Origin of the sequence: Rheinheimera sp. SA_1 (assembly GCF_001669775.1) — a bacterium.
Classification (GTDB): Bacteria; Pseudomonadota; Gammaproteobacteria; order Enterobacterales; family Alteromonadaceae; genus Pararheinheimera.
In genome coordinates this window covers 1,381,349-1,407,201 of the sequence record NZ_LXWK01000011.1, presented here as the reverse complement: position 1 = coordinate 1,407,201, position 25,853 = coordinate 1,381,349, and the positions used below count along the sequence as shown (strand labels likewise).

Genomic DNA, 25,853 nt, shown 5'->3' with positions numbered 1-25,853 from the left:
TAAAAGTAAAAAGATTGGTAACTTTTCGTTGTGATCAGTCGTCGTTATTTGCTGAGCGGAAATTGTTGATCCAACGCCAGATTCAGCAGCAACACGTTCACCCGCGGCTCACCCAATAAGCCAAACTGCGGGCCTTCAATCTGTTGTTGCAACAAAGTCTCCAGCGCGGAGTGCTGGATGCCACGGGCTGTCGCCACTCTGGCTAACTGCAAGGCTGCCGCGGCTGGCGAAATATGCGGATCAACACCCGAGCCGGAACTTGCCAGTAAATCCACCGGTAGTTCACTGGCTGCGACCTGATACAACGCAGTTAATTCGGCGCTGGTCGCTGCAACCCGTTCACGTAACGCCGGATTGGACGGTGCCAGGTTGCTGCCGCCGGTCGACATTGGATCGGTGCCAACGCTTGATGGCCGGCCGTGAAAATAATGCGCAGCGCTAAAGGGCTGGGCAATCAGCGCGGAGCCGGTGAAACTGTTATCTGCAGTGCTCAGCAAACTGCCATTGGCCTGGCCTGGAAAAATCCAGCCGCCGATAGCCGTGACCGAAACGCTGTACAGCAGGCCGCAGCAGAGCAACATAGTGCCGGCTAAACCCAGCGCCGGCCGCCAGTAGGCATGCTGCAGTTGTGGGTTAAACACTGTTTGCGCAGCTGCTGGTGTCTGCCGTTGGCTAGATTGTTTAAGCAGTTGTTGATTCAGTTGTTGAGTCTTAAGTGGTTTCGTATTCATCATCAAATCATCCAGTTCAGCACAACATCAATCAGTTTGATTGCCACAAACGGCAGCAAAATACCGCCAAATCCGTAAATCAACATATTGTTTCTAAGCAGTTTTTCGGCACTAATAGCGCGGATTTTCACGCCTTTTAACGCCAATGGAATCAGCGCCGGAATAATCAGTGCGTTAAAAATCAGCGCTGACAACACCGCGATTTCTGGATCAGGTAACTGCATAAAATTCAGCGCGCCAATCCCAGGCATCGCCACCGCAAACACCGCCGGAACGATGACAAAGTATTTCGCAACATCGTTGGCCAGCGAAAAGGTGGTGAGTGCGCCGCGGGTGATCAGCAGCTGTTTGCCCACTTCCACCACCGCCAGTAATTTGGTCGGATCTGAGTCTAAATCCACCATATTGCCGGCTTCTTTAGCCGCCTGAGTGCCTGAGTTCATCGCGAGGCCAACATCGGCCTGCGCTAGCGCCGGGGCGTCATTGGTACCGTCACCCACCATCGCCACCAAGCGGCCTTTGGCTTGTTCCCGGCGAATCAGATCAAGCTTATCTTCCGGCTTGGCTTCAGCGACAAAATCATCAACTCCGGCAATAGCGGCGATAGCGCCAGCAGTGATTGGGTTGTCGCCGGTGACCATCACAGTGCGTACACCAAGGGCACGCAGCTGGGCAAAACGCTCAGCCACACCTGGTTTAATCACGTCAGACAGTTGGATCACACCAAGGATTTGTTGCTGATTGGCGACCACTAACGGCGTCGCACCTTGTTGTGCCACTTTAGTTACCAGCGGTTCCAGCGCATTAGGCACCGCAATACCGCGGCTTTGTGCCCATTTTTTTACGGCATCAAAGGCGCCTTTGATCCAGTGACCGCCATCGTCACAGGTCAGGCCCGACAGCCGGGTTTGTGCGGTAAACGGAATAAATTCAGCATTGTCAGGTGCGGTCTGCTCGGCAAAACCTTCCTGTTGCGCCAGCTTTAATACTGATTTACCTTCAGGCGTTGGATCCTGCAGCGAACACAACTGTGCGCCTTGCACCAGTTGGCTCATCGCAATACCTGGCAGTGGTAAAAAGTTGGTGGCCTGACGGTCGCCAAAGGTGATGGTGCCGGTTTTATCCAACAGCAGCGTGTCAATATCGCCAGCCACTTCCACCGCTTTACCTGATTTGGCAATCACGTTGGCACCAAGCGCTCTGTTCATCCCAGCGATCCCAATGGCTGGCAGTAAACCGGCGATGGTGGTTGGAATTAAACAAACGACCAGCGCAATCAGCATCAGCAAATCCAGCTCGATCCCGACAAAACTGGCCAGCGCCGGTAAGGTCGCCACAGCAATTAAAAACACCAGCGTTAAGGCGGCCAACAGCACAGTCAGCGCCAGCTCGTTTGGTGTTTTCTGCCGATTGGTGCCTTCGACCAGGCGGATCATTTTATCAAGGAAACTATGACCGGCTTCGGCTGTAACCTGGACCGTGATGGTGCCGCTGAGTACCGTGGTACCGGCAATCACGCCTGAGTGATCAGTCCCAGCTTCGCGCAGCACTGGCGCCGATTCACCGGTTAAAGCTGACTCGTTGATGGTGGCAACACCGGCAATAATTTCGCCATCTGCCGGTACAAATTCACCGGCTTGTACCCGCACCTGATCACCGGCTTTCAGCTGGCTGGCGGCTACTTTCGACAGCTGGCCAGAGCGGTTCAGCAACTGTGCGGTTAAATCACGGCGGCTGGCTTTCAGGCTTTGCGCCTGACCCCGGCCACGCGCTTCAGCAATGGCTTCGGCGAAATTGGCGAACCATAAAGTGAAAAACAAAATCAGACTACAGGCCAGCGCAAAACCATAAGATTGGCCTTGCTGGATTTGCCCGGCGGTTAAAAATAGCGCCAGTAAAGTACCGACCCAGACCACCAGCATCACCGGGCTTTTTACGGCCTGGGTTGGTGTCAGTTTTTGAAAAGCAGCCAGACTGGCTTGGGTTAACACGGCCGTATTCATTGGGCACCTCCGGTCACGGATTGCAGCTGTGTAGTGATGGCAGATGTTTGTTGGGATATCGTTTCAATATGGCTTTCAGCTAATCCTTCACCAATTGGTCCCAGCACCATCGAAGGTAAAAACGACAGGAAATTCAGGATTAAAATCACCGTCAGCAAAGTCACGCCAAAGGTCACATTCGCCAGCGGTAAGCTGGCCGCGCTTGGTGGGATCTGGCGTTTTTTCGCCAGCATGCCAGCGATATACAGCGGGATCACCAGCGGCAAATAACGACCAAGCAGCAGCACGATGACGCAGGTGATATTCCACCAAGGTGTGTTGTCAGCCAATCCTTCAAAACCAGAACCGTTGTTGGCAAAAGCCGAGGTGTATTCATAAAACACCTGCGAAATACCGTGTAAACCTGGGTTGCTGTTGCCGATAAGCGCCGGAAAACTCAGGGTAATAGCGGTAAATAACAGGATCACTGCACTTGGTAATACCAACAGTACACCCAGTGCGCTGAGCTCAGCTTTTTCAAGTTTGCGTCCGAAAATTTCCGGGGTGCGGCCAATCATCAGACCCGCGATAAATACCGCGATCCAGACATACACGATAAAGTTGACAAAACCACAGCCGATGCCGCCCCAAATGGCGTTGATCAGCATGCCGGAGCGGGTAACCAGGCCAGCCAGCGGGTTCAGCGAGTCGTGCATCGCATTGACCGAACCGTTGGAGGTTTGGGTGGTGAGCGTCGCCCACAGCGCCGATAAATCGGTGCCAAACCTTACTTCTTTGCCTTCCATATTGCCGCTACTTTGTGCCAGTTCAGCAAAAGCGATGTTCGGTTGTTGTTCGCTATAGACCGCAGCTGCAACACAGAGCAGGCTTAAGAAACCCATCACGCCAAGTGACATCAGCGCAAAACCACGCTGGCGTAACATGCCACCGGCCATAAAGACCACGGCGATTGGAATGAGCACTAAGGCAATGGTTTCAATCAGGTTGCTCAGCGGGGTTGGGTTTTCCAGCGGATTGGCACTATTCGGACCATACCAGCCACCACCATTGGTGCCGAGTTGTTTAATCGCGACCATCGCCGCCACTGGGCCTAATGGGATTTTTTGTTCGGTCAGGCTTTGCCCTTGTTCCAGCACGCTGACGGTTGGACTTGGCTGATAAGTCGAGGGAACACCCTGACTGCTCAGCGCCAAAGCAACGATGGCCGCCAGTGGGATCATCAAGCGCAATACGGCACGAACGGTATCCTGATAGTAGTTACCCAGATCGCGCGCTTCACCTTCTTGCGCAGTTGCTTGATTACGACCGCCAAGCAAACCACGCAGCACACCCAGACAGACCGCTAAGCCCATCGCCGGTGTCACAAATTGCAAAGTCACAATGACAAAACTCTGGCTTAAGAAGCTTAATTGCGCCTGGCCGGAGTAATGTTGTTGATTGGTATTGGTTAAAAACGACACCGCAGTGTGCAGCGCTAAGTCCCAGCTTAGTGGGCCAACGCCGTCCGGATTTAATGGCAGCAGGTGTTGCAGCATCAGCAGTAAAAAAGCGATTACGCCCAGCAGCAGGTTGCTGAGTAAAAAGGCAATACCAAAACTCTTCCAGTCCATGCCTTGCTGTTGGTTGATCCCCAGCACTTTAAAGATCCCCCGCTCCAGCGGGCCAAACAGCCGGTCACTCCAATGCGCCTGACCGGAAAAAATTCCGGTCATATAAACGCCGAGCGGCCAGGCCAGCAGCAACGATAAGGTTAATATCAGCATAATTTCCATCGCTGGCTCCTCAGAATTTTTCCGGTGCCAACATGGCGTACATCAACAAAACGCTTAACGCGCTCACCAGTAACAATAACAACCAGCCCATGATGGATTCCTCTGTGCAAGTTTTGAGTGGATATATTCCGGTGACAAGGTTAAGGCGGGGCGGCGTAAAGGCTCCAGCGGCCAAAACCGTGGAGGCGTAAAGAGATCGTAAAATTGCTGCGGGCATTTGCATTCAGTGCCGGATCCGGCCAGAACAAAACATCACTCCACGATAAGCTGCGCACTCATTCATTCACTCAGCACGGAGCTTGCAGATGAGCACTAATACCGACACAACAACCGAAACAGCAACCAAAAAAGCAACCGAAACAACCAGCGACACCTTTTTTAAATTGCATCAGGCGGCGACGCCTTTGGTGCTGGTTAATATCTGGGATCCCATCAGCGCGCTACTAGCGCAACAACAAGGCGCTAAGGCAGTAGGCACGTCCAGCGCGGCACTCGCCTGGACTTTGGGATATGCCGATGGTGAGCAGTTACCGAAGGACGAATTATTGGCGGCGGTGCGCCGGTTGTTGCGGGTCTGTCAGGTACCACTGACGGTGGATATCGAACTGGGTTATAGCTCTGAGCCACAGGCGGTCGCGCAGCTGGTGCAGCAACTGGCCCAGCTTGGGGTTGCCGGTATTAATCTGGAAGATGGCGCGGGGACGCCGGAATTGTTGTGTCAGAAAATCGCTGTTTGCCGGGCTTTGCTGGCGGGGCAGCCATTATTTATCAATGTCCGTACTGATGTTTTCTTGCGTGGTTTGGCGACCAGCGACGAGCAAGCGATAGCGATGTGCCGGCAACGGTTTGAGCTATATCAGGCGGCCGGTGCCGATGGTGCTTTTGTGCCGGGGCTAACGTCATTAACACTGGCGCAGGAACTTGGTGAGCACATTCAGTTGCCGCTGAATTTAATGGGCTGGCCAGAAAAAGCTAGTCTGGCTGATTTAAGCCGCGCCAAAGTACAGCGGATCAGCGTTGGACCCGCGATATTTCTGGCCAGCGCCAATGCGACACAGCAGGCCATTGCCGATTATTTACAACAACCAGCGCCAGCAGCTGCACTGAATGGTTCGCAGCTGGATCGGCTGTGTAGTGGAGCCGCTATCTAATGGTTTTGCTGTAAAAAGCTTTGCTGGCTAAAAGCTAATCCAGATCCCACAGCTCATCATCGGCTGCCCACAGCGTCAACAACTGCGCCTGACGGCTGAGTTGTTTCGCCTTTAGGGCTAAGTCGCCGGTAAGTTCTGGGTTACCTGACCAAGCCGCACCTTTATTGGCAGCGGCTGCCAACGCCGTCCACTTGCGGGCAAAAGCGGCCATCGCATCACGCGGTTCAGGTAAATCGGTGGCGCTGATATGGTCAAATGGCACCGGTTGTGGTTGCACTCCGGTGCTGTCACCAGCCAAAATCCAGTGCCCGACAAAGCCCGGATCGTCCGGGTTTTCCACTGCCCATAACCCGACATAAGGCGCGGTATACCATTCCGGCCAGTCGCAAATCACGCCATGCGGAATTTGCTGGGTTTTGACATAACTTTCAATTGCCGCAAACTGACTATCGCACCAGGCCCAGTCTTCTGCTTCGTCCATATCCATCTGTTGCTGCTCCGCTGATAAGATGACATTCAGACGATCATATCAGTTGTTGACCATTCAGTGCGGGATTGTCTGCCTGTCGTCCGCTACAGCAGAAGGGATCTTTTGCTCCTGCCAGTCCGTATCGTCGGAACTGTCACTTTTTGTTGTCACTGTCCGCAACGGGTTCTGCGTCGCTGTGTAGCCTGCCTATTTGACAAAACCACCTTTGCCAGTTCGTTAAAAAATCATTTTCTATCAAAATGATGTTGGTGACATCTGGTTCCATGACAGCACACCACGATGCCTGGAGATGCTGATTTACCCAGCTCTCCGACTATCTCAGCAGCTGGTCTGTCTATATTACTTGACACTTTTCAGCGGCCTTTGCCGGTTGCATTCGAGGATCTGAAAAGCGGCCAGCTTGTCGCTTAATTTACGGTTTACTATTTTTACCGGGTCGCAGATGGAGATGCGTAACAACAAACCAGGATGGTTTTGCTGTCAGAAGTTCCGATTGGCCTTTGTTGTCATTGCCATCTGCCTGTGGTTCCGCGTGCGGCACCGTGCTGGGCAAAACGCAAAGTCAGTGCCGCTTGTTGGAACAATTCCCCTCAATGGAAGGAGATGTCTGATGGCCAGTAAAAAAAGTGCTGCGGCTGAATCGCCCGGTCTTGAGACCCACCCAAGTGCCAATTTAATCGACAACAATCTGCATCCGGATTATCTGGCTGCAACACTCAGTGATGACAATGCCACATTGTCCGGTTACACCCCGGTTCCGGATGGACCTGTACTGCCGTATCCGTCACTGCCAACCCCAATTCCGATCCCAATACCAACTCCAATTCCAGGTCCAATTATTCCGTTACCCCCGCTGCGGATCTGTGCTGCTGTCAGCGGGAAATATAGTTACAGTTCTGCCAGTACACCTTTGAATTTATTATCGGTACTGGTGCGGGTAGACGTGGACAGATTTTATCCACAACAGCGAATTTCAATTGAGGTATCAAGATTATTCCCACGCGCCACCACCCATATTATTGCCAAAGTGTCCTCGGATCAGTGTCTGGGTTACAACCAACGCCGGATCGAAGCCGCCGTCACCTACCGGGATGGTTCTGCCGCTTTGTTACCCGGTACGCAGCTGGTGTTTGAGGCCAGCCGCAGTGGCGGTAGCCTGACGTATAACAACTACAAACTGACCATCAGCGGCGGTGGAGCGACTTACAGCTATAAGTTGCAGTTCCAGTCCATCTATTTTGACAGTGTCGATTTTGAAGTCGATCGGGTGGCCAATGCCGGTAGTGTGGTAACGACCTTTGATACAACCAGTCATGCCAATAAACCTGCTGATCTTGCCGCAGAAACAATTTCGTTGGCATCAGTGTATCAACGAGCCGGATTTGACGTTTCGATGTCGCCGCATACGTCGGTGATCCCAATTGCCGACACGGGAGCCAACGGTACCTGGTCAGACAGTGAAATGCATAACGCCATGCAAACCTACTGGCAAAAGTTCGCCAATAAACCGCAGTGGTCAATGTGGGTGTTGTATGCCGCCAGACATGACTCTGGTCGAGGTCTCGGCGGGGTGATGTTTGACGATATTGGTGGCAATCACCGTCAGGGAACGGCCATTTTTACCGACAGTTTTATTCAGGATGCGCCCGCCGGAGACGCTCAGGCCGCAGCCTGGCGGCAACGGATGGTGTTCTGGACGGCTGTGCATGAAATGGGTCACGCCTTTAATCTGGCTCATGCGTGGCAAAAAGCGTTAGGGGTAGTGCAAGGTGCTCCAGGGGATCCATGGATCCCGCTGGCAAATGAACCGGAAGCCCGCAGTTTTATGAATTATCCGTTCCGCGTCAGTGGTGGTCAAAGTTCATTTTTTGCCAATTTCCGTTTTCGCTTCAGTGATGATGAATTGATATTTATGCGGCATGCGCCAAGGCGTTTTGTACAGATGGGTAATTCAAACTGGTTTGAAAACCATGGTTTTGAAGCGCCGGATCTGATCCGGCCCGGCTCGGCCTGGCAATTATCAATTCGGCCCAACCGGCTACAAAACAGTTACAGCTTTCTCGAACCGGTGGTGATGGAGCTGAAATTGCAAAATGTTGGCCAGCAAGCGGTTGCGATTGATGAGCACTTGCTGCAGGACGGTCAGCACGTCAGTATTCTGATCCAGCGCGAAGGCGGCGACGCCCGGTTGTGGCGGCCAATGATCAGCCGCTGCCATCAGGAACATACTGCGGCCTTGCCAGCCGGGGCGGCGATTTACGGCGCGCATACCATAAGCACCACCACCAGTGGCTGGTTGATAGATCAGCCTGGCTTTTATAAGGTGCAGGCGGCCTTGGATCTGGGTCATGAAGTGGTGGTGTCGAATGTACTGCGCCTGTATGTCGCGATGTCCGGATCGGCGGAAGAAAACCGGCTGGCGGCTGATTATTTCACTGAAGATGTGGCGCGGGTGTTGGCCTTTGGCGGTGCACCGGCATTACCGACAGCGACAGATACCTTGCAGGAGCTGGTGGCCCGATGTCCAAAAACTGTGGCGGCGTTACATGCCAAAGTGGCATTGGCAACACCACAATTGCACGATTATAAAGTGCTGGAGCAAAACAGCGGGCAAGAAGGTCTGGTCATCGGTACTTTAAAGCAAGACCCCAAAGCGACCGCCAAAACCCGGCAGGTGTTGTTGGACGACACGGAACTGGCGGCTGACACACTCGGCCATATCGGTTATTTTTCTGCCTTAAACCATCTGGCGGATGTGCTGAAAATTGATGGCGATAACAAAGGGGCAAAAGAGGTGATGTCGGCCACTGTGACTTGTATGAAACAACGCAAAATTCTGCCTGCGGTGGTGGACGATGCCGAGCGAAAAACCGCAAAACTGAAATAGCTGTCCTCTGATCGGTGAGCAACGATCCGCGGGTGCTGCAATAGCTGCCACGCCGTCGTTCACTCCAATAAAAAGCTGACCTCAATTTAACTGAGGTCAGCCTTCCAAAGATGCAATTGGACGCCAAACCGCTGCAAGTTCAAAATTCAGCTCAGACCACGCTTGCTGAAGCAATGTTACAGCAGTGTGGTATGCACCCAACATTCGCTGTCGTGCGAGGTTGTTTGTCTGAACTTAATTTGCTGGAGTTTAACCATGATCTCACAACGTTTTAGCCCTTATGTATTTTCGTTTTTTATGTCATTGCTGATGTCCGGCATCATGTCCGGTTGCATCACGATGTTGAACCTTGGCTTGGTTGATGGCCTGCTGCAACTTTGGTTACAGGCCTGGGCTGGTGCTTTTGTGATCGCCTTTCCGACCATTGTGCTGGTGACGCCGCTGGTGCGGGCATTGGTGCAGGCGGTGGTGAAACCCAATCCGCAGCAGGGTTGAGAGCATTGCTCAAACTGATTACGGCATTAAATTTGGAGTACTGAAATGATTGATGTATCGCCACTGCTGGCGGCCGTTTTGATCGGAGCGGGCGCCACTGCGCTGCTGGATTTATGGTCGCTGCTGCTGAGTAAAGTATTGAATATCCCATCGTTAAGCTTTTGCCTGGTGGGGCGCTGGTTCAGTCTGATGCGCTTTGGCCAGTTCCGGCATGCCAAAATTGGCAGCGCCCCGGCGCAGCCGTTGGAGTGCGCCCTTGGCTGGACAATCCATTACCTGACAGGCATGCTATTTGCGCTGCCGCTAGTATTGTGGGGCGGCGGCCAATGGCTGGTTGAACCTGGTTTGCAGTGGGCGTTAGTGTTGGGAGTCAGCACGGTGTTATTTCCATTTTTGTTGATGCAACCGGCATTTGGTATGGGCTTTGCTGCGGCGAAAGCGCCAAAACCATGGTCAGCCAGAACAAAAAGCCTATCGAGTCATACGGTGTTTGGCTGCGGTTTGTATCTGGCGGGTATGGGGTATCAATGGGCTGTGACTCAGTTTGGGTTTGCGTAAAACGGCGCACGCCAGATAAGTACGAACACAAGTACGAACAGCAGCACCCAAATATCACTGAAGATTTCAGTAAACAGGGCAACGGATGGACATTTATCAGCTCAGAACTTTCGTCACTGTGGCGCGCCAGGGCAGCATCACCAGAACCGCGGAATTGTTGTTCCTGAGCCAACCGGCGATCAGCGCCCATATCAAAACGCTGGAAGACGAGCTGGGTTTGACTTTGTTTGAACGCACGCCGCGTGGTATGAGTTTGACGGCGCAAGGGCTGGCGTTGCTGGCCAAAGCGGAACAACTGCTGGCGTTGCATCAGGAAATTAAAAGCGATGCCCGGCAATTAACTGGACAGCTCAGTGGCCGGATCCGAATCGGTTCGAACCGTACGCCAAGCGCACAAGTACTGAGTAAACTGCTGGCGCAACTGGCAGAAACTTGTCCCAGGCTCGAAGTCAGTCTGGAATATGGCAGTGCGGCTGAAATTATCGACGGCATCGAAAAAGGCCGGATTGACGCTGGCTTTTACACCGCTGATACGTCGCCTAGCGCATTAATGCAGCTGCCGGTCGACAGTTTTGGCGTGTATCTGGCGGCGCCGGTCGGTTGGGTTGATGCAACGCAGCCAGCGGATTGGCAACAACTAAGTCAGTTGCCGTGGATTTGTCCGGCCACTAACACTTGTTGTGGCCGGCTGGCCGAGCAGCTGTTTACAGAACACAACTTTCGGCCGCTAAAAACCATTCATGTCGATCAAGAACATGTCACCCGCACCTTAATTGCTGGAGGCGTCGGTTTAGGTTTGTTGCACCAACCGACGGCTTTGGATGCGCAGAGCAAAAACGAACTGGTATTGCTTGGCCCGGCGTTGCAACAGGTGCAGGTTTGGTTCGGCTTATTGGCGCAGCGCCAGTCCGAACCCCTATTGCAAGCTGTGTTGCAGGCCGTGTCGCAGGCAGGGGCTCAGGCCGCCAGGCAAATGAGTCCGGAATAACAACGGCTTTTAGCTTACTCCATTTGCTCCAGCGTTTTGCCGCGGGTCTCGCGGATATACTTCACCACAAAGAAAATGCTGATCAAGGCCGACAGCGTATAAAAACCATAAGCGCCAGCCAGGCCGACCGAACCCAGTAAAATCGGGAAGGTCATGCTGATGGCGAAGTTGGCAATCCACTGCGCGCTGGCGGCCACCGCCAAAGCGGCACCACGAATGCGATTATTGAAGATTTCGCCCAATAATACCCAGACCACCGGCCCCCAGCTTAATCCGAAAAATACCACAAACAGATTGGCGGTGACCAAAGCTACTGTGCCCATAGTTTCGGTCAATGCCAGCTTGCCCGCTGCATCAAAACCGGCGGTGCCAAAGATCAGCGTCAGTACGCCGAGGCTGACAAACATGCCAATACTACCGGTCAACAGCAGTGGTTTGCGGCCAATTTTGTCAATCAGCGCAATGGCAATAAAGGTCGATACGATATTGGTGGTACCGGCTAATACGTTGATAAATAACGATTGCGACTCATCAAAACCAGCTGCTTGCCACAGTTCAGCGCCGTAATAAAACACCACGTTAATGCCAACAAATTGCTGAAATACCGACAAGGCAATACCGACCCAAATAATTGGATGCAGCTTGCTGCTACCGGCAATAAACAAATCGGCTATGCTCGGTTTGTGGTTACCGCTCAGAGACTTACCAACATCTGCCAATTGTTGATCTTCAGTACCTGGGCTAATCCGTCGAAACACGGCTCTTGCTTGCTCCAGCTTGCCTTGCGCCACCAGATAACGGGGTGATTCCGGAATAAACAATACGCCCAGTAAAAACAATACCGACGGTACTAATTCGACCCAGAACATCCAGCGCCAGGCGGGTAATCCCAGCCAGAAGGCATTTTCAGCACTGCCCGCGGCGGAAGCGATTAAATAATTGCTGACAAAAGCGGCGAACAAGCCTAAAACAATAGCTAATTGCTGCAAAGTGGCGAGTCGGCCACGCAGTGCGGCGGGGGAGACTTCGGCAATATAGGCCGGTGCCAACACCGAAGCAGCACCAATGCCTAAACCACCAAATACCCGGTACAGAATAAAGGCGGTGGCACTTTGTGCATCGCCCGAACCCCAGGCGCTGATGGCAAAGACAATAGCGGTGACTATCATCACCGGTTTGCGACCAAACCGATCGGCGACCGGACCTGCGACCAAAGCGCCAACAGCGCAGCCGAGTAACACCGAAGCCACGTTAAAGCCGGTGGCGACTGCGGTTGATTGAAAAGCTTTGCCAAGCGCCGTGACAGTGCCGTTAATCACACCTGAGTCAAAACCAAATAAAAATCCGCCAATAGCAGCGATGGCAGAGATAAACAGCACATAAGCGACACTGCCGGTTTGCCCGAAGGGTGTCATAGAAGTCGCGGCGGCAGCCGACATAGGCATCGTCATAGATTGTCCTTGCTTGATCTTATTGTTATGTAGTGTCATCACCAAATCTTGCCAGCAACACAGTTCATCTCATCGCTGGCAGCCTGGTTATCCTTCGAACTTCAGTAATATTCTGTCGCGGCTTAACCGCTCGTGGCTGATATTAAAATTACTTTTAAATACCGCCAGTAAGCCATTCACATCACCGGTTTTAAACATGCCGGCGACATGGATGTCTTTGAGTTTGGCGTCATCAGCCAGCTCAAATTGGATGTCGGTATAACGGCTGATTTCTGCCACTGCTTCGGCCAGCGATTCGCCACGGAAAATCAAATTGCCAGAGCGCCAGGACAAGCTGGCGGCGATGTCCACCGCATCTATTTTCAGCACTTTTTCTTCCTGCTGACCACTGGCATCCAAATCAACTTTTTCGCCTTTGGAAATAGCCAGCGCGGTTTCCGGTAAGCGGTTGGCCAGTCTGTGTTCGTCGGCAATCATTTCGGTGAGGGCAGTTTCAACCCGCACCTTGCCGTCGGTGACAATCAGTTCAACCTGACGGTCGCGCACCTGCACATTAAAGGCGGTACCCACCGCCTGGATGATCTTGCCACCGGCCAGGACACTGAGCGGCCGACTGGTATCATGTGCCACATCAATCAGAATTTCGCCACGTTGCAGCTCGATGATCCGCGCTTTGGCGCTGTATTTCACCACCACAAAACTATTGGTATTCAGCACCAGTTTGCTTTGATCCGGCAGTTCAATGGTGTTGGTTTCGCCAATCCGGGTCTGATAACTGCTTTGGGTCGACACAATCGCCGAAGTTGCGGTTGCTGACGGGGTCAGCAGTTCTGGTTGCCACCATAAGGTCAATAACGAAGCGACCAGCGCGACTGAAGCGGCCAGCCCCCAATGTTGCCATTGTGGCCGGACATTTTTTTCCGCCTGCGGGAATAAATCCGCTAAGCGCTGCAGCGTATCCATCTTGTCCCACAATGCCGCCACTTCTAATAAGGTGGCGCGATGCTCTGGCGACTGTGCCAGCCATAGTTGCAATGCTTCGGTTTCCGCCGGCGTCAGGTTGCGGTCCAGCTTGGCAATCCAGTCACTGGCCTCTGCTAAACGCTGCTCATCCAGGACGGCTTGCTGGCGTTTCGACTGCAGAGGGATCGGGTGAATGTTGTTAGTCATATGATCCTCCTTTTGATTGTCGTTGCACGTTGATCTGGCCCTGTCCTGTGTCGCCCGCTGTTGCTTTACGCATAAACAGCGTGCAACTTTTTAAACCGGTGGCGATATGTTTTTCTACTGTACTTTCACTTATTCTTAATTTCACTGCTATTTCCCGCTGCGAAAAACCGTAGACTTTTTTCAGCACAAACACCTTGCGGCATTGCACCGGTAACAGTCTGACCGCTTCGCAAAACATCGCAAACTCACTGTCCGATAACGCCTGATCATAAACTTCATCGCGACAGTTGTCGGACAACAGCTGATCAATCAGTTCGATATCTTCAACATGGTCGACCTGTTTTACATTGGCTTGTTTCTGATAATCCAGCGCCAGGTTGCGGGCGATGGTAAACATAAAAGATTTTGGCGAACTAATGTTCTCTTTGTGTTCTATCTGGCAAATCCGCACATAAGTTTCCTGCACAATATCTTCAATCTCGTGCGGTGGTACGATGCGGGATACGGCGCGCCACAGACTGCGTCTGGATGCCAGATAAACCTTATAAATCAATGAATCGTTTGACATTTTTCCCCGTCTTTCTTTTTTATAGTCGCCCGGGCGTTGCACCGTCTGTCGCGGCGCATAGCATCCCTGAAAAGTAAGACGAATCAGCTTCAAATTTCCGCTATAGCTTGGTGAAAATTTTTAAATTTTTTTTAGAGCATTAGTTTTAGCACATCAACTCAGCTGCAAAAAGCTGCTGATGGTTAGTCTGCCTTGTCTTGGGTCGGCCGATAAATCCGAGGCTTCGCGGATATCCCCTGAATGCAACAAATTGCCCGGGTAAATAATAGCGCGATTGGGTTTGGCGTCGACCTGATAAATTCGCTGGAACAGCGAGGTATCCCCATCGATATAACCGGGTTGCAGGTGCAGCTGTGCTGCCTGGGCTTCGGCTTTAAGTTTGGCGCTATAACCAGCTAAGCGCTCGGCGCTGATCCGTGCAAAGCCGGTTTCACGATGGCGATAAAATGAGGTGCCGCCATGTTCTGACCCGCACAGATAATGCACCATCGCTAGTTGGTTAGGGGTGGTGGCATCAATATGCGGCAACATCTGAATCGGCCGCAGCTGTGTCGCGGGTGTGGTCGATAAAGAAAATGCCGATTGTAGGCTGTGTATGCGGCTGGCTTGCGGGCTAAACACCGCTTGCAGCAACGGCAGTAAGGCAGTTTGTATGGCTTGTTGGTAGAGCTGCGGCGCTGGTTTACGGATGCCAGGGTAAAAATTCGCCGGATCGGTCTGAAAATCGCTGCCTTGCCCGGCGGCCTTTATTATCCAGTCGAGGTCGGTGACCAAATCATCAATAATCAACAGCGGAGTGGCTTCATCACCAATGCGCAATTGGCGGATGCCTTGGGTCAGCGGGCGGATTTGTACCATCAGGCCGCTCCGGTCAACTGCTGGTTTTTCCGCGCGATCAGCGGATAAAGCTGCGCGGCCGAGGCGATGATGGTGTAAATCGGCGCCAGCCAGCCGGCCTGATGCAGATTGACCAAAGTTGCTGCATCCAGCGCTGCCAGTTTTTGCTGATCGATAGTGTACAGACCATTTAGCCGGGTTGACTGTTGATTGGCAAAGGTAATTTCCAGCGACAATGGCTGAATAAGGTTGGCCGCTAATAACGCCTGCACCAGTTGTTGCTGTTGTTGTTCGCCTTGCAACAGTTCAGCCAGCACGCCTTTGATTTGCTGTAAATAGGGGCTATCAGAGCCATCATCCTGAAACAGGGCTTCGGTTGCTGTTTCGGTTGCAGTGCTGTGCTGTTCCTGAGCAATCGCCGGACTGTCGGGATCGATACAAAGCACGTAATCGCCTTGACCACTGTCGTCAGCCTGACCTAAAAAAAACGGCTGGCGCTGCAGCTGCAATGGCAGATAAGTACCTTGCCAGCTGCCATCGGCAAACCACAGATTTTCACCCGGCGCAAAACCGAGCATCGCCACTGTCACAAACTGGCCGGTCTGGCCATTTTTGGTCAGCACAATCGGCGACTGGGTGGCGATGCTGGCAAATTCCGCTGGCACCACAGGTAGCAACTGAATACCCCGGCTATGGAATTCGGCTTGTTCCGGCTGGAACCGTAGAGTGGCATGAAGTTTTGGGTTAATTGCAATCAGTTCGGCCATGCGTTGCTGCTCTTGTTGTTTTTGAAATAAATGTTGTTTCAGAATTAAACCGGGCTTTTTATTTAAAGAGCATTGAGCCCATAGTCGCGAATTTTAGTGATCAACTCGCGGTTGGTCGGCAGCATGCTAAGCGCCTGGTTAATCATTTTCTGATTCTGGGCAAATTGCTGGGTGGCAAAATCCCAGTTATCCAGCAAATAACCGCTGTGGCTGTAATCGGTTTTAAAGCCCATGCCATACAGCACATACTGATAACTGGCGGCCGGAAACACTTCATTATTGCTGGTAAAGTCCAGATCGCCGGGTGCGCGATACCGCCATAACTGCAGTAAATCCAACAAACTCTGTGGAATGGTGGCGGGGTCGCGGTTGTCGCGCCAGAAGGGTTCATCGCGTTGGCTGAGCAAATAATGAAGCTTCAGAAAATCGATAATTTTATCCCAGCGATATAAAAAGGTGTCGTTAAACCTTTTGGCGACGATGTCCATTAATGCGCGATTGGCCGGCAACTGCTCGCTGATCATTTGCGCCGACAGCTCGACCAGCACCAGGGCCGATGCTTCCAGCGGCTCCAGAAAGCCGGCGGATAAGCCCACGGCGACACAATTGTTTTGCCAGAACTTTGTGCGATGACCACTGACAATCGGAATTTTGCGCACAGTTAAACCTTCAATCGCCGGGCCGACATACTGGGCCAATGTGGCGCGGGCGTCTTCCTCAGTGCAATATTTGCTGGCATAGACATAACCAACACCGCGCCGGTGTTGCAGGCCGATATCCCAAATCCAGCCGGCTTCTTGCGCGGTAGAAATGGTATGCGACGCAATAGGGGAGTCGGCATTTTCATAAGGCACTTGCACCGCCAGTGCGGTGTCGATAAACAAAATATCGTCGCAGGCCTTAAACGGCACCTGATAATGTTTGCCGAGCAGCAATGAAGAAAAACCAGTGCAATCAACGAATAAGTCCCCGGAGATAGCGCCGTGGTTTTTCGTCTCGACGGCGGCAATATCGCCATTTGCGGCATGATTGCCATCGGCTACGCTGTGGATGGCAATCACATCATCCAGAATATGAGTCACGCCGAGTTTTTCAGTGCAGTGCTGCTGTAAAAACTGACCAAATTTGCCGGAATCCAGATGATAAGCGTAATTGGCGACGGCGCTAAATTCGGCGGTGCGGATGGTTTTTGGCGCTAAACCTTGTTCACAGATGGTTTCCTGGTAGCAAAGCGCATTTGAGAATGAAGATGCAGGGGAAAAAGAAGGCATACCTGCGGTCGCGTGCTGCGCCTGCCAATAGGCCGCCATATCGGCTTTGCCAAAACCTTGTGGTAACACCAGCGGGTGGTAATAAAAATCGTCTTTGCTGCCATCGACCCAACGGGCGAATTTGGCGCCTTGTTTAAAAGTGGCGTCGCAGTGGCGGATAAAATCAGTTTCACTGATACCAAGGGCAATCAGGGTGCTGCGCATGGTCGGCCAGGTGCCTTCACCGACGCCAATCGGCGCAATCGTTGGTGATTCCACCAGAATGACTTTCACGCCTCCCTGCTTGGTTTTATGTTTGGCCGCAATACGGCCTGCGGTAAGCCAGCCGGCGTTACCACCACCGACGATGACTACGGTTTTGATTGCCACCGAATTAATTGGAGCTTGGGCTGTTGTCATAAGACCACCATTGAAAAACTTCCGGGCCGAAAATCTTTTGGAAAGAACTGCCAAAAACAGGGTCTTGGATACAACCAAGACCCTGGTCAACAAGGGACTGTCTGTCCAGGGTTTCCAGTCAGTCCGTTTTATCAACAAAGGCTAAAAAGTACCGCGCACGCCAAAGGCGATCCGGCGACCACTGTCCTCAATCAGCAATAGCTGATTGGCAAAGCGGCCACGTTTATGCACGTATTCATTGGTCAGGTTAATGCCTTCAATCACCACCGTCAGCTGCTCGGTAATATCGTAGCTGGCGGTCGCATCAATCTGGGCATAGTCCTCGACAATCACCACGCCATCACCGTTCGACTGCGTTAATGACTGCACAAAGGTATCGCGCCAGTTGTAGGCTAAACGTGCCTGGAATGGGCCTTCTTCATAAAAGCCCACCAGATTGTACGAATCGCTTAAACCAGTCAGCGCAAACACCTGGCTGATATCGGCCGGATCCAGTTCGGCATTGCTGCCAACCAAAGTCGCGTTCGCCATCACGCCAAAACCCGAATCAAAACTATGCTGCAGCGCTAGTTCAAAACCATCAACAATGGCCGATTCACCGTTATTTGGCAGGGTGTTGGTAAAGACTGCCACCGCATCCTGACTGTCTGGCGCACCACTGTTAGTGCCGGTCGATGGATCGGTCAGCAGGTTGCCATTACCGAGCGTGAAGGTTTTATCTTCGGTGGTGTTGACGATAAAGTTGGCGACGTTTTTGCGAAAATATCCGGCGGACAAATAACTGGCCGGGGCGTAATACCATTCCAGCGAGAAGTCGAGGTTGGTCGAGGTAAATGGATCAAGTTCCGGGTTACCAGACGTTGAAGTTAAATCGCCACCCTGGCGGGTGGTGCCAATGACTGTCACCGGCGACATACTTTCCAGCGTTGGCCGGGTCAGGGTTTGCGAAGCGGCAAACCGGCCCACCACATCATCGCTGATATCCAGCTTGACGCTGAAGTTTGGCAGTATGGCTTCATAACTGGATTTTTCGTTGATTTGCACGGCATTGCCAAACTGCGCCAGCATTTCAGTTTCGTCCAGAATACTCAGGCCGGTCACCGGCGCATCGGTGCCATCGACGCCAACGCTGGTGCGTTCATAACGAACACCGGCGGTGCTGGTCAGCGGCATGCCAGCTAATTCACCTTCAAAATCCAGTTCCAGATAAAACGAAGCGGTATCTTCGGTCACTTCATAAGATTTGTTGCGTTTGACCGCATCAAAGCTGATTGGGTTACCCAGCGACGCGGCGTATTTTTCAAGAAACGCAAAATTCGCTTCACCGTCATGCGCCAGCCAGGAGGTTGGCATCCGGCCACTGCCACTGACACCACTTAAAAAGTCACTGCCGGCATTAAAGACATATTGCGGAAAACCGGCCATATTTGGCGCGTCCGGGTACCCACAGAAAGTACAGTGAATGCCGACACCTTCGTTGTCCCAGCGATCAAGGTTTTTGCTTTCCGCTGAATAACCGGCACCAAATTTCACTTTGGTTAAACCGCTGGTCGCGTCTTCATTCCAGATGCCGTCCCAACGCAGTTGGTCGATGCTGTCTTCGACCGCCCAGCCACGGCGAAGCATCACGTGTGCTTTGCTATTGGCCGGATTTAAATGATCAGAGACCCCGGCTGGCGTGACGCCTGGCTGATAAGCCGTGCCGTTTAATTCTTGCTGGCCACTATAAATATTCGGATTGGCTGCAGCAAACTCGCTGGCGTATGGCAGGATCTGGTCGTCCAGCTGGAAACGCACGCGGTTGGCGTAACCTATCAGTGAGAGCTGATCACCACGGCCATTATTCGGCTCGCGCTCAGCGCTGGAGTGGCTTAAGTCAAACTTCATATTCAGGTTGTTATTCACATCCCAGTCGAAATTTAAGCCAAGAGAAATGGTATCGGTTAAGCGGTCAAACTTCTTGGCGTGCATATCGGTTGCCAGACCGACTTCCTGATACAAATCAATCACAGTACCGTTGGCATCGACCACCGGGCCTTTGGCATTGCCAAAGCCTTCCAGATTGGGCGCGGTAAACCAGTGACCGTAAGAGGTGGTATCGGCTTTGATATCAAAGTCGGAATAGAGCGCATCGGCGGTGACCACTAAGGTATCTGAAGGCGCATATTGCAATACCAGATTGGCGTTGGTGCGGGTACGTTCTTCGGTGGTGACTTTATGGTCATAGTTACGCGGCGAAAAGATATTGCCGGTATAAGCCTGGCCACTTTCGGTGACCGGGTTTGGCACACCAACGTTTTCCAGCCAGCCGTCAATTTGTGCCTGGTTTAACCGGGTATCACGTTGTTGATGTGATACGGCAAGTAAAGCACCGAAGCTATCATCGGCGAACATATCGCTAATCAGGCCAGAGACTTGTGGTGTGGTTTGCTCGCTGTTTTCGTCATACACGCCTTTGATACTGCCAGCGACTTTAAAACCACCAATCGCAAAAGGCTTGGCCGTATTGACGTTGACAGTAGAACCGATGCCGCCGGATTGCATGGTGGCGCTGGAGGTTTTATGCACATCAAGGCTACGGACTAACTCGGAGGCGATGGTGTCAAAACTAAAAGCGCGGCTTTGGTTTTCCGACGCCATTTGCCGGCCATTGACCAGCACAGTATTAAATTCAGGACCAAAACCACGCACTGTGATCAGCTGGCCTTCGCCGCCGGAGCGGTCAATTGACACACCGCTGATCCGCTGCAGCGATTCTGCCAGGTTGGTGTCAGGGAATTTGCCGATGTCTTCAGCTGAAATGGAATCGACTACACCACCAGCTTCGCGTTTGGAATCCATCGCGCGGCCAAGTGCACCACGAATACCACGAACTTCAATAATTTCCGGCGCTTTTTCTTCGTTGTCCTGTACTGCCAAAGCGGGCGTTGTGGCAACGGTACTCAAAACCGCCATTACCGCAGTCGCCACTTTATTTTTGTTATAGTGAGCCATGTCGTCATTACTCTCGAAAGTTGGATCTATCAAGATAGATACCTGCCCACTTTCGCTGATCTCAGGTTTCAGACCGGTGTCTTTTAACAGGATCATCAAGGCATCGATGAGACTGTAACGACCCTGCAGCAGATTCGTTTGCTTGCCTTCCATCTGGTCCAGTGGAAATAACAAGGTGATGTCTGCTTGCTCTGCAAAACTGATCAACGATAAGTCGGCTCTTTGTCTTGGAATATTAAAAGCAATTTCTGACGGCTGATCTTTGGCCATCGCCACGCCTGACAGGCAATAAACGATGAGCAAACACAACAGCAACCGCCGCACGCTTTGCAATCCCCCCCGCATGTGCTGATGCCATGCAGTAAACAAAGACGACAGAGCCTGAATTTTCCTCCATAGAAATTTGAAAATTGTAATGAACAATTTGATCTGCCTGCTCCCCGGTCCATTTATACCCTTCATCCTTGACGTTGCAGGGTTGTTGGCCGCCTTCACGAACCACAGTCACATAGTACAACTATGCTCCTGTGGTTTCGTTCAGTTGCCGCCTACCTGCAACGTCAATGATTTTGGGTATAGCTATTTGTTTTTATTATTATTTATCAAAGCTGCCTGTGATGCAGCGAAGGCTTGGTGCGCTGTACCTCTGTGGATCCTGCTGCTGCCAAGCTGGGCTCATCAAACATTAATTAACGCTAAAATTCAAGTTCGCCGCGAATTCAGTGCTTTTCGTCGCGCGCATCACGACACTATCGCAACGATCAGCGCTGAAAAAATATCGCTACCGCAGAAAATAAAGGTTGATTTTCGTACAATGGTAAAATATGATGTTCATCATATTATCTGGCAAGGCAAACCGTGATGGCAATTTCAGGCAAAGCAGTTGCTGCGAAAAAAGAAAGCAAAAAGGAACTGACGCATCAGCGGATCCTGGAAACGGCAGCGCGCATGATTCGCCGGGATGGTTTTGAAGCCTTGGCGGTTGCTGATGTGATGAAGCATGCCGGGTTAACTCACGGCGGTTTTTATGCTCATTTTGCCAATCGCGATGCGTTGCTGGCAGAAGCTTTAGCTTATGCCGGAACAGATAGCCAAAGCGCGATGGCTAACGCTTGTGCGTTGCACAACCTGAACGCTGCAGCGAGCTCAGAGCAACCAGCCAGTACGCTGCAAATGTTCATTGAACTGTATCTGTCAGAACAACATTTATTCGCTGCCCAAAGTGGCGCCGGTTGCCCGGTCGCGGCGCTCGGTGGTGAGTTTCACCGGCTGGATCTGTACAGTCAGACCGTGGCGGCGAAAGTAGTTACAGCGCTGGTGGAGCGATTAGTGCAGTTGGGCGAGGGGAGTATCAGCCAGCAACAGGCGTTTTTATACAGTAGTGCCATGGTTGGGGTGATCCAACTGGCGCGGGCTCTCGATCGTAGCGAAGCATTAGCTTATTTAGACAGCAGCCGGCAGTTATTGCTGGAACAATTTGTAGTACCTGCTGTGTTGAGCAAATAAACACATATACTAAACATTGACGGGTTCGCCCGTTTTTTTAAACTAAAATATGATAAACGTCATATTAAATTAAAGGATCGACCGATGAAACTTGAAAACTCCGTGGTATTTGTCACTGGCGCCAACCGTGGTTTAGGTCTGGTCTTTGCAAAACAAGCGCTGGCACAAGGTGCTCGCAAAGTGTATGCCGCAGCACGTAACCCGGACAGCATCACGCTTCCAGGCGTGATCCCGGTGAAACTTGATGTGACCAATGCCGAAGATATCGCCAGAGTCGCGCGTGATTATCCGGATGTAACCTTACTGATTAATAACGCCGGTGTGGCTGAAATGGGCCCAATGCTGGTGGAGGGGGCAGAGGCGATGTTACGCCGGCAAATGGAAACCAATGTGTTTGGCCCGCTGCGGTTAAGTCAGGTTTTTGCGCCAGTGCTGCAGCAAAATGGCGGTGGTGGCATTATTAATGTGCTGTCGATTGCCAGCTGGATCACCGGGCCACTGCTGGCGACTTATTCAGTCACAAAATCAGCCGCCTGGTCGATGACCAATGCGCTGCGGCAGGAATTGCTGGCACAACAAACTCAGGTGTTAGGGCTGCATGTTGGTTTTATCGATACCGATTTAACCAAGGATCTGGATGTGCCAAAAGTATCGCCGGAACTGGTGGTAGCTGAAACCTTCGCTGGGTTGGAGCAAGGTGCCGATCAGGTGCTGGCCGATGAAGCGACTCGTCAGGTACACGGCGCATTGTCGGGCTATCCGGACATATATTTAAAGGCGATTAACCATTAAATCGCTGCGGGCTTGAATTGGTATTGTTTCTGCGTTGAAATACGGCATCAAAGCAGCAGGGCTAAAGCAGCCTGCTGCTTTTTGTTTATCTAATTGTATTTCAAACAGTTTTGTAACACCAACTAAGGACAGCCAGATGCCCGCTCATTATCAGCTTGAACTCACAACGCCTTCAGTCACCGATTATTGCCATTTACGCCTCGCCAGTGGCCTGTCGGCAAAAACCGTTGAAGCGGCCACTATCGGCCTGGCCGCGACGTTATTTGCGGTGCAAATCACTTTGGAAGGGCAAGTGGTGGCGATGGGACGCTTGGTTGGTGATGGCGGTTGTCATTGCCAGGTCTGTGATATCGCGGTATTACCGGAACATCAGGGCAAAGGCCTCGGTAAAATGGTGATGCAGGCGCTGATGGATTACATCCATCAGGAACTGCCCGATAGCTGTTACATCAATTTAATTGCTGACGGCGACGCCCGTTATCTGTATGAAAAATATGGCTTTACTGACGTCGCTCCGGCGTCCATTGGCATGGCTTTGATGTTACGACGTCGCACATGACAATAAAAACATTCATCGCAGAACTCTGGATCTGACAGCGGTGTTTTTCTTACATGTTCAATGTAAAGAAGTTGTTGAAATCAAGAGGTATTACCGCTAGGGTGTGGCGATTACCCCGATACTTTAAACCGTCCAAAAATGAGGGACTCTAAATGGAATTTCCACTGGATTTATTAACCAGCCCGGCTTTGTGGCTGACCTTGGTCTTATTGTTCACCTTGAAAAAAGGCATTCACTTTGTGCCGCAAAACCGCGGTTATGTGATTTACCGTTTTGGTAAATACACCAAAACCTTAAGCTCTGGCTTGAATTTTATTGTGCCTTTTATCGAATCTATTGAAGCGGATCGCAATTTAAAAGAACAAACCTTAGTTATTCCACAACAATCAGCCATTACCAAAGACAACATCGCGCTGATGATCGACGGTGTGCTGTTTATCAAAGTCATTGATGCGGCTGCTGCTACCAACAATATTACCGATTACAAATTAGCCTGTACGCAACTGGCGATGACGTCGATGCGTAACGCCATCGGCTCCATGGAGCTGGACGACTGTTTCCAGAATCGCTCGGCGATTAACGCCAAAATTCAGGAAGCGATGCAGGAGGCGACTCAGCCTTGGGGCTTAATCGTGCTGCGTTTTGAATTGCTGGAAATTGGCATTCCACCGTCGATCAAAGAAGACATGGAAAAACAAATGACCGCCGAGCGGCAAAAACGCTCTGCCATTCTGACCGCCGAAGGCGTGAAAATTGCTGCAATTACCACCGCCGAAGGTCAGAAGCAAGCCAGGGTTCTGGACGCGGAAGCGGCAAAAGCGGAACAAGTATTAGCTGCGGAAGCCAGCAAAGAAGCGCAAATTCTGGAAGCGACCGGTAAAGCCGAAGCGATCCGCTTAGTGGCGTTTGCTGAAGCTGCTGCCCTGACCACCATTGGTGAATCTGCGGCCACTACAGAAGGCCAGAAAGCAGTGGCATTGACGCTGGCACAAGGCGCGATTGAAGCGCATAAAGCCATAGCGAAACAAGGCACTATCGTACTGACCGATGGCAAAACCGGCGACAATATTGCCAATACAGTGGCGCAGGCGATGGCGGTTTCAACAGCGGTAAATCAGTCGGCTGCACGCCAGTAATTTTTGATATATCAATAAGTTGCCGCCACATCAGCCGTTGTTTCGGTGCTGGCGGCAAGTCTGCCAGTTTTTAATGGCAAAAACCGGTATTTGGAATAAGAGAATTACCCTATGCAAAGCATTATGGATTATTTCGCCCAACACCACGACCAGTTGTTATATACCATTGCTGCCATCAGTTTGTTGGTTGAGCTTGGGGTGTTAGGTATGAGCGGCCCCTTGTTGTTTTTCTCCTTGAGTTGCCTAATCACCGGAGTGTTGGTCAGTGTTGGGCTGATTAGTGGGTGGGAAATGGAAGTATTGCTGGTAGGTGTCTTGTCATTCGCCAGCGCAATCCTGTTGTGGAAACCTTTTAAAAACTATCAAAATTCTAAAGAAACGCCGAACACCAGCAGCGATATGATTGGCCGTCAATTACTGGTCAAGACCGCAGTCAGTCAAGATGCCGGTAGCGTCGCTTATTCCGGCATCGAGTGGCAAGCGCGCTTAGCCGCTGGTGCCACAGCCAACATAGCGCCGGGCGCCCACGCAGAAGTGGTGGCAGTGGATGGATCTTTGTTGTTGGTGAAGGCGCTGTAATTCAAGGTGGCAACGAACACTAGGGCGCCACTCACCGCGAAAGCGGTAGTGCGCCAGCTGGTGATTTGATCCGAACCGGCGTGATGGCGGACTGGCTTTCGGCTGAGTCGCGCCCTACGGTTGGTTGCTAATCACCCAGCGTAGGGCGTCACTCACCGCGAAAGCGGTAGTGCGCCGGAATTGTCTGTCTGGATTGCTATACGGTTATTTGGGCAAACGGCGGACTAGCCTTCGGCCGAGTCAGCCCTACATTTTATCTATAAATTCATATATTTGCGTAGAGTGTCAATCTCCTGATCCCGCTGTAACACCTAGCGTAATGTCCATGGTTACTCATTAAAGCTTAGTCTGGAAAATCTTTGGAAAACCTTATTTGGTAAGGCTATTCAGAGCTTTCCAGAAATCTTGATCGATTGTATTTAAGGCATAACCCAATTCACTAAAAGTCCTGTTTCACCAGATTGTGGCTTTGTTCCAAAAGCTGACTTTGGCTGCTTTTAAATAGCAGTTTTTGAATAGTCCACGAAAATGACTAAGCTCTCTATCAGCAGTAAAGACTGATTTAACGTATCGCATTCCTCAAGAGTTTTTTAATCACCGTCTTGCGAGCGCGAAACCGTTCCAGCACTTACCTACTTTGGTGAATATTGCTGGAAGCGGTTGAATTAGCGTAAGTGAAAGGTTAACTTCTTTTGAGTAAAATTCATGAAGAAGGCAATAGAATTTGCGTCTTGCGGGTTCTTTGCCTT

24 protein-coding genes are annotated in these 25,853 nt (G+C 51.6%); 11 read left to right on the top strand and 13 right to left on the bottom strand.

What is annotated here, in order from left to right; all coding sequences use genetic code 11:
- Window positions 1-44: 44 nt before the first annotated feature.
- The 4 genes from kdpC to A5320_RS22430 are packed head-to-tail and all read right to left on the bottom strand — an operon-like array spanning window position 45 to window position 4,597.
- Entirely contained in the window at window positions 45-734 is a 690-nt protein-coding gene (gene kdpC, locus A5320_RS06870; protein ID WP_231916662.1) for a potassium-transporting ATPase subunit KdpC, read from the bottom strand.
- Complete coding sequence (gene kdpB, locus A5320_RS06865; RefSeq protein ID WP_068062618.1) at window positions 734-2,734, bottom strand: potassium-transporting ATPase subunit KdpB; 2,001 nt, start codon at window positions 2,732-2,734, stop codon at window positions 734-736. The genes kdpC and kdpB overlap by 1 nt, the downstream gene beginning before the upstream one ends.
- Window positions 2,731-4,506 carry a potassium-transporting ATPase subunit KdpA gene (gene kdpA / locus A5320_RS06860; protein ID WP_068062615.1) on the bottom strand — a complete coding sequence of 592 codons (1,776 nt, stop codon included), beginning with the start codon at window positions 4,504-4,506 and terminating at the stop codon, window positions 2,731-2,733. Before kdpA ends, kdpB begins: the two co-directional genes overlap by 4 nt.
- A 10-nt stretch (window positions 4,507-4,516) precedes the next feature.
- Window positions 4,517-4,597, bottom strand: a complete 81-nt coding sequence (locus tag A5320_RS22430; protein ID WP_420849778.1) for a potassium-transporting ATPase subunit F — start codon at window positions 4,595-4,597, stop codon at window positions 4,517-4,519.
- A gap of 214 nt (window positions 4,598-4,811) precedes the next feature.
- On the opposite strand from A5320_RS22430, the gene A5320_RS06855 reads away from it, so the two are divergent.
- Window positions 4,812-5,657, top strand: a complete 846-nt coding sequence (locus A5320_RS06855; protein WP_082971574.1) for an isocitrate lyase/PEP mutase family protein — start codon at window positions 4,812-4,814, stop codon at window positions 5,655-5,657.
- A gap of 34 nt (window positions 5,658-5,691) precedes the next feature.
- Here the strand turns inward: A5320_RS06855 and A5320_RS06850 are convergent, their stop codons facing one another.
- The gene (locus tag A5320_RS06850; RefSeq protein ID WP_068062612.1) at window positions 5,692-6,144 is read right to left on the bottom strand and encodes a DUF4826 family protein; all 453 of its coding nucleotides are present in this window, start codon (window positions 6,142-6,144) and stop codon (window positions 5,692-5,694) included.
- 613 nt (window positions 6,145-6,757) lie between these two features.
- On the opposite strand from A5320_RS06850, the gene A5320_RS06845 reads away from it, so the two are divergent.
- From A5320_RS06845 to A5320_RS06830, 4 genes are all read left to right on the top strand, one after another.
- The gene (locus A5320_RS06845; protein ID WP_197490008.1) at window positions 6,758-9,034 is read left to right on the top strand and encodes a hypothetical protein; all 2,277 of its coding nucleotides are present in this window, start codon (window positions 6,758-6,760) and stop codon (window positions 9,032-9,034) included.
- Between the two features lie 255 nt (window positions 9,035-9,289).
- Window positions 9,290-9,529 carry a DUF2798 domain-containing protein gene (locus A5320_RS06840; RefSeq protein WP_068062608.1) on the top strand — a complete coding sequence of 80 codons (240 nt, stop codon included), beginning with the start codon at window positions 9,290-9,292 and terminating at the stop codon, window positions 9,527-9,529.
- 45 nt (window positions 9,530-9,574) lie between these two features.
- Window positions 9,575-10,087 (top strand): DUF2938 family protein, encoded by a 513-nt coding sequence (locus A5320_RS06835; RefSeq protein ID WP_068062603.1) that lies wholly within the window; start codon window positions 9,575-9,577, stop codon window positions 10,085-10,087.
- An 85-nt stretch (window positions 10,088-10,172) separates the two neighbouring features.
- Window positions 10,173-11,075, top strand: coding sequence for a LysR family transcriptional regulator (locus tag A5320_RS06830; RefSeq protein ID WP_068062600.1), 903 nt, complete (start codon window positions 10,173-10,175; stop codon window positions 11,073-11,075).
- A gap of 14 nt (window positions 11,076-11,089) precedes the next feature.
- Here A5320_RS06830 and A5320_RS06825 read toward each other — a convergent pair whose 3' ends face one another.
- The 8 genes from A5320_RS06825 to A5320_RS22125 form a co-directional block, all read right to left on the bottom strand.
- Window positions 11,090-12,526: a sugar porter family MFS transporter gene (locus A5320_RS06825; protein WP_082971573.1), complete on the bottom strand. Its 1,437-nt coding sequence runs from the start codon at window positions 12,524-12,526 to the stop codon at window positions 11,090-11,092.
- An 87-nt stretch (window positions 12,527-12,613) separates the two neighbouring features.
- Window positions 12,614-13,696 (bottom strand): FecR family protein, encoded by a 1,083-nt coding sequence (locus tag A5320_RS06820; protein WP_082971572.1) that lies wholly within the window; start codon window positions 13,694-13,696, stop codon window positions 12,614-12,616.
- Complete coding sequence (locus A5320_RS06815; protein WP_068062596.1) at window positions 13,689-14,264, bottom strand: RNA polymerase sigma factor; 576 nt, start codon at window positions 14,262-14,264, stop codon at window positions 13,689-13,691. The genes A5320_RS06820 and A5320_RS06815 overlap by 8 nt, the downstream gene beginning before the upstream one ends.
- Before the next feature lie 153 nt (window positions 14,265-14,417).
- Window positions 14,418-15,122, bottom strand: a complete 705-nt coding sequence (locus A5320_RS06810; protein ID WP_068062593.1) for a DUF6445 family protein — start codon at window positions 15,120-15,122, stop codon at window positions 14,418-14,420.
- Window positions 15,122-15,868: a SapC family protein gene (locus A5320_RS06805; protein ID WP_068062590.1), complete on the bottom strand. Its 747-nt coding sequence runs from the start codon at window positions 15,866-15,868 to the stop codon at window positions 15,122-15,124. The genes A5320_RS06810 and A5320_RS06805 overlap by 1 nt, the downstream gene beginning before the upstream one ends.
- A 62-nt stretch (window positions 15,869-15,930) precedes the next feature.
- Window positions 15,931-17,538 (bottom strand): tryptophan halogenase family protein, encoded by a 1,608-nt coding sequence (locus A5320_RS06800; RefSeq protein ID WP_068062587.1) that lies wholly within the window; start codon window positions 17,536-17,538, stop codon window positions 15,931-15,933.
- Between the two features lie 141 nt (window positions 17,539-17,679).
- On the bottom strand, window positions 17,680-20,802 hold the full coding sequence (locus A5320_RS06795) for a TonB-dependent receptor (protein WP_197490007.1): 3,123 nt from the start codon (window positions 20,800-20,802) through the stop codon (window positions 17,680-17,682).
- The gene (locus A5320_RS22125) at window positions 20,768-21,049 is read right to left on the bottom strand and encodes a hypothetical protein (protein WP_068062584.1); all 282 of its coding nucleotides are present in this window, start codon (window positions 21,047-21,049) and stop codon (window positions 20,768-20,770) included. Before A5320_RS22125 ends, A5320_RS06795 begins: the two co-directional genes overlap by 35 nt.
- A gap of 66 nt (window positions 21,050-21,115) precedes the next feature.
- Here A5320_RS22125 and A5320_RS22120 point away from each other — a divergent pair, with 66 nt between their 5' ends.
- The 6 genes from A5320_RS22120 (at window position 21,116) to A5320_RS06760 (ending at window position 25,104) form a co-directional block, all read left to right on the top strand.
- Window positions 21,116-21,394 carry a hypothetical protein gene (locus tag A5320_RS22120; RefSeq protein WP_068062581.1) on the top strand — a complete coding sequence of 93 codons (279 nt, stop codon included), beginning with the start codon at window positions 21,116-21,118 and terminating at the stop codon, window positions 21,392-21,394.
- Window positions 21,394-22,038: a TetR/AcrR family transcriptional regulator gene (locus A5320_RS06780; RefSeq protein WP_068062578.1), complete on the top strand. Its 645-nt coding sequence runs from the start codon at window positions 21,394-21,396 to the stop codon at window positions 22,036-22,038. The genes A5320_RS22120 and A5320_RS06780 overlap by 1 nt, the downstream gene beginning before the upstream one ends.
- A gap of 84 nt (window positions 22,039-22,122) precedes the next feature.
- A complete protein-coding gene (locus A5320_RS06775) occupies window positions 22,123-22,830 on the top strand; it encodes an SDR family oxidoreductase (RefSeq protein ID WP_068062575.1) in 708 nt (235 codons plus the stop codon).
- Window positions 22,831-22,966: 136 nt separating this feature from the next.
- Window positions 22,967-23,389: a GNAT family N-acetyltransferase gene (locus A5320_RS06770; RefSeq protein ID WP_068062572.1), complete on the top strand. Its 423-nt coding sequence runs from the start codon at window positions 22,967-22,969 to the stop codon at window positions 23,387-23,389.
- Window positions 23,390-23,541: 152 nt separating this feature from the next.
- Complete coding sequence (locus tag A5320_RS06765) at window positions 23,542-24,525, top strand: SPFH domain-containing protein (RefSeq protein WP_068062569.1); 984 nt, start codon at window positions 23,542-23,544, stop codon at window positions 24,523-24,525.
- Between the two features lie 111 nt (window positions 24,526-24,636).
- The gene (locus tag A5320_RS06760) at window positions 24,637-25,104 is read left to right on the top strand and encodes an NfeD family protein (protein ID WP_068062566.1); all 468 of its coding nucleotides are present in this window, start codon (window positions 24,637-24,639) and stop codon (window positions 25,102-25,104) included.
- Window positions 25,105-25,853: the final 749 nt, after the last annotated feature.

Coding starts and splice junctions, on each gene's coding strand:
- kdpC (WP_231916662.1), bottom strand. CDS start 734: ATGATGAATACGAAACCACTTAAGACTCAACAACTGAATCAACAACTG.
- kdpB (WP_068062618.1), bottom strand. CDS start 2,734: ATGAATACGGCCGTGTTAACCCAAGCCAGTCTGGCTGCTTTTCAAAAA.
- kdpA (WP_068062615.1), bottom strand. CDS start 4,506: ATGGAAATTATGCTGATATTAACCTTATCGTTGCTGCTGGCCTGGCCG.
- A5320_RS22430 (WP_420849778.1), bottom strand. CDS start 4,597: ATGGGCTGGTTGTTATTGTTACTGGTGAGCGCGTTAAGCGTTTTGTTG.
- A5320_RS06855 (WP_082971574.1), top strand. CDS start 4,812: ATGAGCACTAATACCGACACAACAACCGAAACAGCAACCAAAAAAGCA.
- A5320_RS06850 (WP_068062612.1), bottom strand. CDS start 6,144: ATGGATATGGACGAAGCAGAAGACTGGGCCTGGTGCGATAGTCAGTTT.
- A5320_RS06845 (WP_197490008.1), top strand. CDS start 6,758: ATGGCCAGTAAAAAAAGTGCTGCGGCTGAATCGCCCGGTCTTGAGACC.
- A5320_RS06840 (WP_068062608.1), top strand. CDS start 9,290: ATGATCTCACAACGTTTTAGCCCTTATGTATTTTCGTTTTTTATGTCA.
- A5320_RS06835 (WP_068062603.1), top strand. CDS start 9,575: ATGATTGATGTATCGCCACTGCTGGCGGCCGTTTTGATCGGAGCGGGC.
- A5320_RS06830 (WP_068062600.1), top strand. CDS start 10,173: ATGGACATTTATCAGCTCAGAACTTTCGTCACTGTGGCGCGCCAGGGC.
- A5320_RS06825 (WP_082971573.1), bottom strand. CDS start 12,526: ATGACGATGCCTATGTCGGCTGCCGCCGCGACTTCTATGACACCCTTC.
- A5320_RS06820 (WP_082971572.1), bottom strand. CDS start 13,696: ATGACTAACAACATTCACCCGATCCCTCTGCAGTCGAAACGCCAGCAA.
- A5320_RS06815 (WP_068062596.1), bottom strand. CDS start 14,264: ATGTCAAACGATTCATTGATTTATAAGGTTTATCTGGCATCCAGACGC.
- A5320_RS06810 (WP_068062593.1), bottom strand. CDS start 15,122: ATGGTACAAATCCGCCCGCTGACCCAAGGCATCCGCCAATTGCGCATT.
- A5320_RS06805 (WP_068062590.1), bottom strand. CDS start 15,868: ATGGCCGAACTGATTGCAATTAACCCAAAACTTCATGCCACTCTACGG.
- A5320_RS06800 (WP_068062587.1), bottom strand. CDS start 17,538: ATGACAACAGCCCAAGCTCCAATTAATTCGGTGGCAATCAAAACCGTA.
- A5320_RS06795 (WP_197490007.1), bottom strand. CDS start 20,802: ATGGCCAAAGATCAGCCGTCAGAAATTGCTTTTAATATTCCAAGACAA.
- A5320_RS06780 (WP_068062578.1), top strand. CDS start 21,394: ATGGCAATTTCAGGCAAAGCAGTTGCTGCGAAAAAAGAAAGCAAAAAG.
- A5320_RS06775 (WP_068062575.1), top strand. CDS start 22,123: ATGAAACTTGAAAACTCCGTGGTATTTGTCACTGGCGCCAACCGTGGT.
- A5320_RS06770 (WP_068062572.1), top strand. CDS start 22,967: ATGCCCGCTCATTATCAGCTTGAACTCACAACGCCTTCAGTCACCGAT.
- A5320_RS06765 (WP_068062569.1), top strand. CDS start 23,542: ATGGAATTTCCACTGGATTTATTAACCAGCCCGGCTTTGTGGCTGACC.
- A5320_RS06760 (WP_068062566.1), top strand. CDS start 24,637: ATGCAAAGCATTATGGATTATTTCGCCCAACACCACGACCAGTTGTTA.